We start from the raw sequence: 10,075 nt of genomic DNA, 5'->3' as shown, positions 1-10,075 counted from the left end.
GCCTTATTGTCAGGCTTTAATTCTTTTGCCTTCTCATAGTATGGTTTAGCTTTCTCATACAACTCTTTAATCTTACTTTCGTTTTCATTGTATTTGGGATCATCAATAGCTAGCTTCGCATTTTCCTCAACAATAATCTGAGCTGGGAAAAAATAACAGTCACCAATCTTTGAATATGCTTCAGCAACTAAATCTCCGTTATTTGAAATAATTTTATTAAATGTAGCAATTGCATCATCATACTGCTTTTTCTCATATAATAAGATACCTTTTACATAAAGATAGTACGGAGTTTCACTCGTAGCAAGCAATTTATTAATTTGAACCAGACCCTCATCAACCATACCTTTTTGAATGTAATAATCCATAATATTACCAACAAAGTATTCTTGCTTAGGGAACAATTCAGTACCTTCTTTGATTACTTCAAGCCATTTTGCAGAATCACCACCTTCTTTCTGACCATATGTTTCAGCCAAGCACATTAATGCTCTATAACCTTCTTCTTTATGATTCTTACCTATATTACCATATTTGATGACAGCCTGATTATCTTTCAGCATATTAGCAGCTAAAGTTGCATAGCAAGCATATAATGCATTCAAAGTATCAGTCTTCAACTCATCATCATCAGCAAACATAGGTTCGTTTACTACATCAACAAATAACCCAAAATACTTTAAAGCATCAGCATAATCTCCTTTATTGTAAGCATCACCACCACCATTAACCAGGTTTAAACGCAAAGTCTTCAAAGCATCTGCATTCTTCTTTCTGAATTTGGGTTTCTTTAACTCGCCACTTTGAACTTTAGCCTGCTCTATTTCATCGCATTTCAAGTAGAAGTCATACATCTTAGCTAAGCTGTTATAAAGCTTAGTTGTATCTGCTTGGCCTCCAGGTAAATAAAGTTTCATGTTTTCTTCATCATAAATTGCTTTCTGAAAATCTCCTGCTAATTTCCATGTTTCCGGATCATTAGCAGTTTCAGGATTAGTTAAAGCCGGTTCGATAGCTTTTGCAGCTTCTTCAGGTTTGCTTTTCAAGGATTTAGCCTCCTTAACAACACTTACTTGTGCAGACACAAAGCAAGCTGTTAACAATAAAGCCACTGTAAATAATACTTTTCTCATGATTTTGTGGATTTAATAATACAATTTATTTTATTCTTCACTATTTGCTTCGGCAATTAAATCTGGATTAGTGATACTACCACCCTCTCCTTCAGTTATATTTTCAAAATCTGCATTTGAATTTTCATCTGTAATCTCCTCTTCTTCAGATGTCACCTTACATACAGAACCTATTTGGTCATTACGTTTCTCCAAATTTATCAATCGTACACCTTGCGTTGCACGTCCCATAATGCGGACCTCAGCGACTTTCAAACGAATTGTTATACCAGATTTATTAATAATCATCAAGTCATTCCCATCTGTAACAGACTTGATAGCCACCAATTTACCTGTTTTATCTGTAATATTCAACGTTTTTACACCCTTACCGCCACGATTGGTTTTACGATAATCTTCGATATCAGAACGTTTACCGTATCCTTGTTCAGAAACTACCATGATTGATTCAGCTTCAGGATCTTTTATACAAATCATACCGATAACTTCATCGCCACCATCTTCATCCAAAGTCATACCACGCACTCCTGTAGCCGTACGTCCCATAACACGAACCGCACTTTCGTGGAAGCGAATTGCACGACCATTACGGTTAGCAATAATGATTTCATTATCACCGTTAGTCATACGAACTTCGATCACTTTATCATCCTCACGAATAGTTATCGCATTAACACCATTCTGGCGAGGCCGTGAGTATTGTTCCAACAAAGTCTTTTTAATGACGCCATTCTTTGTACAGAACAGCACATAATGACTATTAATAAACTCGGTATCATTAAGGTTTTTCACACGTAAATATGCTGTAACCACATCATCGGAATCAATATTCAGCAAATTCTGAATAGCGCGTCCTTTGGCATTTTTAGTTCCTTCGGGAATTTCGTAAACTTTCAACCAATAGCACTTACCTTTCTGAGTGAAGAACATCATAGTATTGTGCATTGTAGCCGGATAAATATGCTCTACAAAGTCTTCATCACGGGTTTCACTTCCTTTTGATCCTACCCCACCTCTATTTTGGGCACGGAATTCTGATAAAGGAGTACGCTTGATATATCCCATATGGGATATCGTGATAACCATCTGATCATCAGCATAAAAATCTTCTGGATTAAATTCTTCTGAAGAATAAACTATTTCAGACCGACGGGCATCCCCGTATTTCTCTTTTACTTCTATCAACTCATCTTTGATTACTTTTTTACAAAGTTCATCATTTGAAAGAATTTCTTCATAATAAGCAATCTGTTTCATCACTTCTTCATATTCTGCGTGAAGCTGATCTTGCATCAGACCTGTTAATTGGCGCAAACGCATTTCTACAATAGCACGTGCCTGAATTTCACTCAGATTAAAACGTTCTATTAACCCTGCTATAGCATCATTAGGGGTTTTTGCAGCACGAATAATACGGATAACTTCATCAATATTATCAGAAGCTATAATCAACCCTTCAAGAATATGAGCACGCTCCTGTGCCTTCCGTAAATCATACTGAGTACGACGAATTACCACATCATGACGATGTTCTACAAAATATCTGATTAAATCTTTCAGATTCAACATTTTGGGGCGACCATGGACCAAAGCGATATTATTTACGCCAAATGAAGTTTGCAAAGCTGTCATTTTGAACAATTTGTTCAGCACCACACTAGCATTTGCATCACGTTTAACATCAATAACGATGCGCATACCTTCACGGTCGGATTCATCATTTACATACGAAATACCATCAATCTTCTTGTCATTAACTAAAGATGCGATATTTTCAATCAATTCCTTCTTATTTACATTATAAGGAATTTCATTAACTATGATCTTATCATGTGTAGTATGAGTTTCTATCTCAGCCTTAGCACGCATCACCACTCTACCACGTCCGGTTTCGTAAGCATCACGTACCCCGCTTATACCATATATATATCCACCTGTAGGGAAATCCGGTGCTTTTACATATTGCATAAGTCCTTCAATATCAATATCATTATTGTCAATGTAAGCAATACATGCATCGATTACTTCAGAAAGATTATGAGTAGGCATATTGGTTGCCATACCTACTGCAATACCGGATGCTCCATTTACCAACAAGTTAGGAATCCGTGTCGGCATGACAGTAGGTTCCTGCAACGTGTCATCAAAATTATTCTGAAAATCAACAGTTTCCTTATAAAGATCCTGCATCATCTCTTCACCTATTTTCTTTAATCTTGCTTCCGTATAACGCATGGCAGCAGGGCTGTCACCATCAACAGAGCCGAAGTTACCTTGACCATCTACCAACGGATATCTCATAGCCCAGTCCTGAGCCATCCTGACCAAAGCTCCATACACGGAAAAGTCACCATGCGGGTGATATTTACCCAAAACTTCACCTACAATTCTTGCTGATTTCTTATAAGCTTTATCGGAGGTATTACCCAGCTCAATCATACCATATAAGATACGTCTATGAACCGGTTTAAAGCCGTCGCGAACATCCGGGAGGGCGCGCGCAACAATTACTGACATTGAGTAATCAATGTACGACGACTTCATTTCCTCTTCGATGTTAATCTTTATAATTCTGTCTTGTTCTAGCATTTAAACAAATATTAATTATACATCTTTTTGGTTTACCAAAAACCACGCTAAAGTACTACTTTTATACGACATACGAAACAAAACCCATAAAAAAGTTAAGTCCATTAAATGTTTTTACTTATATAAGTAAAAAGTATCCCTATACCTTATTCTATAGTATATAGTGATTATCACTCCCACTTCTCATTTACTTTGTGAATAGTTTGCTATAACCCTTATTTTTGTTTAATCCATTTAGTCTGTCAAAGCTTGGCATACATTTTGTTATGCTAATATAAATAAGAAAACAATGGTATGCATTGTTATTATGTGTATCTTTGCACACTGGGAAATAAACACTATACTTTAGGAGGACGATAAATTTATGAACAATCAATTTACACAAAGAGTGTCCGATATCATCATGTATAGCAAGGAAGAAGCCAACAGGCTGCGGAATAGCTATATTGGTCCCGAACACTTGTTGTTGGGACTGATACGTGAAGGTGAAGGAAAAGCTATCGAGATCTTATTTAATTTACAAATAAACTTACAGGACATAAAAAATCAGTTGGAGACCATTGTGAAAAACAATGTGGAAAATGACACCACCTATGACGAGAATATTAGCTTTAATGACAAAGCATCCAAAGTGTTAAAGTTATGTATTCTGGAAGCTAAGTTATTGAGAAACATTGCAGCTGACTCCGAACATATTTTATTAGCAATTATGAAGGTCAAGGATAATACAGCTTTCCACATCTTGGAAAGCAATGGCGTAACATACGAAAAAATTAAACTCACTTTACAGCCAGATCCCCATGCAGGTCTGGGGTTCAGTGAGGACGAGGATGAAGACGAAGATATACGTCAGAATCCAAGTAGCAATAAATCAAATGCAGCACAACAACAGGCACGTCCGGCACAAAAAAAGCCAGCTAATGACACTCCTGTACTCGACAATTTTGGCACAGATATGACAAGAGCTGCCGAAGAAGGAAAACTGGATCCTGTAGTTGGCCGGGTGAAGGAAATAGAGCGACTGGCACAAATATTGAGCCGCCGCAAGAAGAACAACCCTATTTTGATTGGCGAACCGGGAGTCGGCAAATCTGCCATTGTTGAGGGACTTGCATTACGGATTGTGGAAAAGAAAGTATCACGTATTTTATTTGATAAACGCGTGATAGCTCTTGATATGACTGCCGTTGTCGCAGGCACTAAATATCGTGGACAATTCGAGGAACGTATTCGTTCCATTTTGAACGAGTTGAAGAAGAATCCTAACATCATTCTTTTCATCGATGAAATCCACACTATTGTGGGAGCAGGTTCTGCAGCAGGCTCAATGGATGCAGCCAATATGTTGAAACCTGCATTGGCCAGAGGTGAGATTCAATGCATCGGAGCGACGACATTGGACGAATACCGCCAAAATATTGAAAAAGACGGTGCATTGGAACGCCGGTTCCAAAAGGTTATTGTAGAACCAACAACTGCAGAAGAAACACTTCAGATTTTGAAAAATATCAAAGATAAATACGAGGATCATCATAATGTGAACTATACAGATGCGGCCCTTGAAGCCTGTGTAAAACTGACAGACCAATATATCACAGACCGTAACTTCCCTGATAAAGCGATAGATGCTTTAGATGAAGCCGGTTCGCGCGTACATCTTACTAATATCACTGCTCCCAAAGAAATTGAAGAACAGGAAAAACTGATTGATGAGATGAAATCTCTTAAAAATGAAGCTGTCAGGTTACAAAATTTCGAACTAGCCGCCAGCTATCGTGACAAAGAGAAAGAATATACGAACCAGCTTGATACTCTGAAGGAAGAATGGGAAAAAAGCCTGAAGGAAAATCGGGAAACGGTAGATGACGAACAAATAGCCGAAGTCGTTTCCATGATGTCAGGCGTACCTGTGCAAAGAATGGCACAGGCTGAAGGAATGAAATTATTAGGAATGAAAGACGATCTGCTTTCTAAAGTTATCGGTCAAGACAAAGCAATCGCCACACTAGTAAAAGCTATTCAAAGAAGCCGTGTAGGTCTGAAAGATCCTAATAAACCGATTGGTACATTCATGTTTCTAGGTCCGACAGGTGTCGGCAAGACTCATCTGGCTAAGGAGTTAGCGAAACTAATGTTCGGTTCGGCAGATGCACTTATCCGCATTGACATGAGTGAATATATGGAAAAATTCACCGTATCCCGTCTGGTAGGAGCACCTCCCGGATATGTAGGTTATGAAGAAGGCGGACAGCTGACGGAGAAAGTAAGACGTAAACCCTACTCCATCGTTTTATTGGATGAAATTGAAAAAGCGCATCCCGATGTATTCAACATACTGTTGCAAGTGATGGATGAAGGTCGGTTGACTGACAGTTATGGCAGAACTGTAGACTTTAAAAATACCATAGTTATCATGACATCCAATATTGGAACCCGCCAACTTAAAGAATTCGGAAAAGGAATCGGATTTGCCGCCCAAATCCGTACAGATGACAAAGAATACTCGCGCAGCGTGATTACAAAAGCTTTGAATAAGTCTTTTGCGCCCGAATTCATCAATCGTCTGGACGAAATAATAACTTTCGACCAACTCGACCTGAATGCACTGACTCGGATTATCGATATTGAACTTAAGGGTCTTTACAGTCGTGTGGAACACATTGGTTATAAGCTTGTTATCGACGAAGATGCCAAAAAGTTTGTAGCCACCAAAGGTTACGATGTACAGTTCGGAGCACGCCCATTAAAACGTGCCATCCAAAACAATTTGGAGGATGGAATCTCCGAGCTGATACTTGGATCAGAAATGGCGGTTGGTGACACGATCAAGGTAAGCTATGACAAAGAAAAAGACATCATTGTCATGACTGTGGAAAAGTAAAGAGTCCAAAGTTCTTCAAAAAATAACAGACAAAATGTCAGATATCATTGTATCTGGCATTTTTTTTGCCCATCATCCAACAAAAAGACGATTCAAACGTATATATAACATAATAACTTAAAACCATAAATAGTATGCAAAAAGGAAATATTGGGGTAACCACTGAGAACATTTTCCCCATCATCAAAAAGTTCTTATACAGTGATCATGAAATATTCCTCCGTGAATTAGTTTCTAATGCAGTAGATGCCACACAGAAACTGAAAACCCTTGCATCTAAAGGTGAATTCAAAGGAGAGATGGGAGATCTTACTATTAAAGTAAGTTTAGGAAAAGGTACCATCACCATTTCCGACCGGGGTATCGGACTTACAGCCGAAGAGATCGACAAATATATCAATCAGATAGCTTTTTCAGGCGCTAACGACTTCCTTGAAAAATATAAAGATGATGCCAATGCCATCATCGGACACTTTGGTCTGGGATTCTATTCTGCCTTCATGGTAGCCAAAAAAGTGGAAATCATCACAAAATCCCACCAAGAAGGAGCACAAGCTGTGAAATGGACTTGCGACGGAAGCCCTGAGTTTACTATCGAAAATGTTGAAAAAGAAAGCCGCGGATCGGATATTATCCTTTATATAGATGATGACTGCAAAGAATTTCTGGAAGAAACACGTATTTCTTCATTGCTGACTAAATATTGCCGCTTCCTTCCTATCCCCATTGCATTCGGCAAAAAGAAAGAATGGAAAGATGGAAAGCAGGTTGAAACAAATGAAGACAATGTAATCAACGAAACCTATCCTTTATGGACACGCAAACCGGTAGAACTGAAAGACGAAGATTATAAGAAATTCTATCGGGAATTATATCCCATGGCAGACGAACCTTTGTTCTGGATCCATCTGAATGTGGATTATCCGTTCAATCTGACAGGTATTCTGTACTTTCCGAAAGTAAAGAGCAACATTGAATTACAAAAAAACAAAATCCAACTTTACTGTAACCAGGTCTATGTCACCGACTCGGTAGAAGGTATTGTTCCAGACTTCCTGACCCTGTTACACGGAGTGATTGACTCACCAGACATCCCGTTGAACGTATCCCGTTCTTACTTGCAGAGCGATTCCAACGTGAAGAAAATCTCCACTTATATTTCTAAGAAAGTATCAGACCGCCTGCAAGCCATTTTTAAGAATGACCGCAAAGAATTCGAGGAGAAATGGGATGATTTGAAAATTTTCATCAACTACGGCATGTTAACCCAAGAAGAGTTCTACGAAAAGGCTAATAAATTTGCTCTGCTGAAAGACACAGATGACAAATATTATACTTATGAAGAATACCAAAGCTTGATCAAAGATAATCAAACAGATAAGGACGGCAACTTGATTTATCTGTATGCTACCCATGCAGACGAACAATACAGCTACATTGATGCGGCCAAGAACAAAGGCTACAACGTATTGTTAATGGATGGTCAGCTGGATGTAGCTATGGTAAGTATGCTCGAGCAAAAATTTGAAAAGAGCCGCTTCACCCGTGTGGACAGTGATGTAATTGACCGCCTGATTGCTAAAGAAGAGCGCAAAGATGCCAGTCTGGAAGCCGGCCAACGCGATATTCTATCTTCCATATTCCGCAGTCAGTTGCCACAGATGAAGAAAGTGGAGTTCAATGTAGAAACACAATCTTTAGGCGAGACAGGAACTCCTATCATGATTACCCAAAGCGAATATATGCGCCGTATGAAAGAAATGGCCAATATCCAGGCAGGTATGAGTTTTTATGGAGAAATGCCGGATATGTTCAACTTGGTTCTGAATGTCGACCACAAACTGGTGAAACAAGTTTTGAATGATGCGGACAACTCTTGTAAAGCTGCTCTTGAACCTATCGAAACTGAAATGACCAGTCTGAATAAACGTCACGACGAACTTCACAAAGCACAGGAAGGTAAAAAAGCCGATGAAATACCTCAAGCAGAAAAAGATGAATTAAGTGATGTTGAGAAAAAGTTGGCCGATGAAAAGACCAAGAAAGAAGCTGTTTTAGGTGAATACGCAGGTGGTAACAAAGTAATCCGCCAATTGATTGACCTTGCTCTGTTACAAAATAATATGTTGAAAGGCGAAGCTTTGACAAACTTTGTAAAACGCAGTATCGAACTGATTTAACAAATCTATCACATTTTGCTATCAAAAGCGTCGGGAAGTTCATTTCCGGCGCTTTTTTATTCTAAAAAACGATTGGAAACGAAGATTTCTTTCTATATTTGGAGCAACACATACAAAGATTCGACATCCATGAAACATTATCTATATATACTTTTTCTTCTCTTTTTACTGCTTCCTCCCATCCATGCACAGAAAGTGGGACTGGTACTGAGCGGAGGAGGTGCCAAAGGCCTAACCCATATCGGCATTATCCGCGCATTAGAAGAAAACGGTATCCCCATAGATTATATTGCAGGCACATCCATGGGAGCCATTGTCGGTTCACTTTATGCTATGGGCTATTCTCCCGATGAAATGGAGGCTTTACTCAAATCCGATGACTTCAAACGCTGGTATTCAGGTAATGTGGAAGAGAAATACATCTATTATTTCAAGAAAAATCCTCCAACACCCGAATTTATCAACATCCGTATCTCCCTGAAAGACTCGCTGAAGAATGTCAAACCTCAGTTTTTGCCTACCAGCATTGTAGATCCCATTCAGATGAATATTGTATTTCTGCAATTATTCGGTCAGGCAACAGCTGCAAGCAAGGCCAATTTTGACAGCCTGTATATTCCCTTCCGCTGTATAGCTTCGGATGTGTACAATAAAAGACCACTGATATTGAAAAAAGGAGATCTGGGAGATGCCGTACGTGCCTCCATGAGTTTTCCTGCCATGTTCAAGCCTATCGAAATAGACTCGATACTGGCATACGACGGTGGCATTTACAATAATTTTCCAGTGAATGTAATGCGTGACACCTTCCATCCGGATATCATTATAGGAAGTGCCGTATCCGCCAATCCGGGCAAACCCAAGGAAGGTGACATTATGGGGCAACTGGAAAATATGATTATGCAAAAGACAGATTACTCTTTACCCGATTCCCTCGGCATCCTCATGACTTTTAAATATGATGATGTCAATTTAATGGACTTCCAGCGCTTTGACGAGTTGCATGACATTGGTTATAAACGTGCCATAGAAATGATGGACTCCATAAAAAGCCGAATTCATCGAAGAATCACCCCCGAACAAGTGAAAGTTAAACGACTGGCCTATAAGAGCAATTTACCGGATTTCCGTTTCAAAAGAGTAAATATAACTGGTGCCAACGAACGACAAAAGCAATATATACAAAAAGAGTTCCATGAAAACGACTTCGATGTTTTCACTATGGAGGATATCAAACGAGCATATTTCCGTTTGTTGTCAGATAATATTATATCCGAAATCATTCCTCATGC

At 38.9% G+C, this 10,075-nt stretch carries 5 protein-coding genes; 3 read left to right on the top strand and 2 right to left on the bottom strand.

Annotated features, from left to right (window positions below):
• Both AB5935_RS22320 and gyrA read right to left on the bottom strand, forming a co-directional pair.
• On the bottom strand, window positions 1-1,133 hold a 1,133-nt coding region (locus AB5935_RS22320), incomplete at its 3' end, for a tetratricopeptide repeat protein (protein ID WP_368327581.1).
• Window positions 1,134-1,163: 30 nt separating this feature from the next.
• Window positions 1,164-3,722 (bottom strand): DNA gyrase subunit A, encoded by a 2,559-nt coding sequence (gene gyrA, locus AB5935_RS22315; RefSeq protein ID WP_008654750.1) that lies wholly within the window; start codon window positions 3,720-3,722, stop codon window positions 1,164-1,166.
• Between the two features lie 364 nt (window positions 3,723-4,086).
• On the opposite strand from gyrA, the gene AB5935_RS22310 reads away from it, so the two are divergent.
• The 3 genes from AB5935_RS22310 to AB5935_RS22300 form a co-directional block, all read left to right on the top strand.
• Window positions 4,087-6,603: an ATP-dependent Clp protease ATP-binding subunit gene (locus AB5935_RS22310; RefSeq protein ID WP_120053455.1), complete on the top strand. Its 2,517-nt coding sequence runs from the start codon at window positions 4,087-4,089 to the stop codon at window positions 6,601-6,603.
• 134 nt (window positions 6,604-6,737) lie between these two features.
• A complete protein-coding gene (gene htpG, locus AB5935_RS22305; protein ID WP_007851594.1) occupies window positions 6,738-8,783 on the top strand; it encodes a molecular chaperone HtpG in 2,046 nt (681 codons plus the stop codon).
• 129 nt (window positions 8,784-8,912) lie between these two features.
• Window positions 8,913-10,075, top strand: a 1,163-nt coding sequence (locus AB5935_RS22300) for a patatin-like phospholipase family protein (RefSeq protein WP_368327580.1), incomplete at its 3' end; no start/stop codon positions are given.

Source organism: Phocaeicola sp. RTP21198st1_B8_RTP21198_201120, assembly GCF_040929485.1.
In the GTDB taxonomy this organism is placed as follows: domain Bacteria; phylum Bacteroidota; class Bacteroidia; order Bacteroidales; family Bacteroidaceae; genus Phocaeicola; species Phocaeicola dorei.
The sequence above is the reverse complement of the archived record's forward strand: the minus strand, read 5'-3'. Positions and strand labels throughout refer to the sequence as shown.

What these genes read in the sequence shown, in the direction of transcription:
- AB5935_RS22310 (WP_120053455.1), top strand. Translation starts at nt 4,087, where the DNA reads ATGAACAATCAATTTACACAAAGAGTGTCCGATATCATCATGTATAGC.
- htpG (WP_007851594.1), top strand. Translation starts at nt 6,738, where the DNA reads ATGCAAAAAGGAAATATTGGGGTAACCACTGAGAACATTTTCCCCATC.
- gyrA (WP_008654750.1), bottom strand. Translation starts at nt 3,722, where the DNA reads ATGCTAGAACAAGACAGAATTATAAAGATTAACATCGAAGAGGAAATG.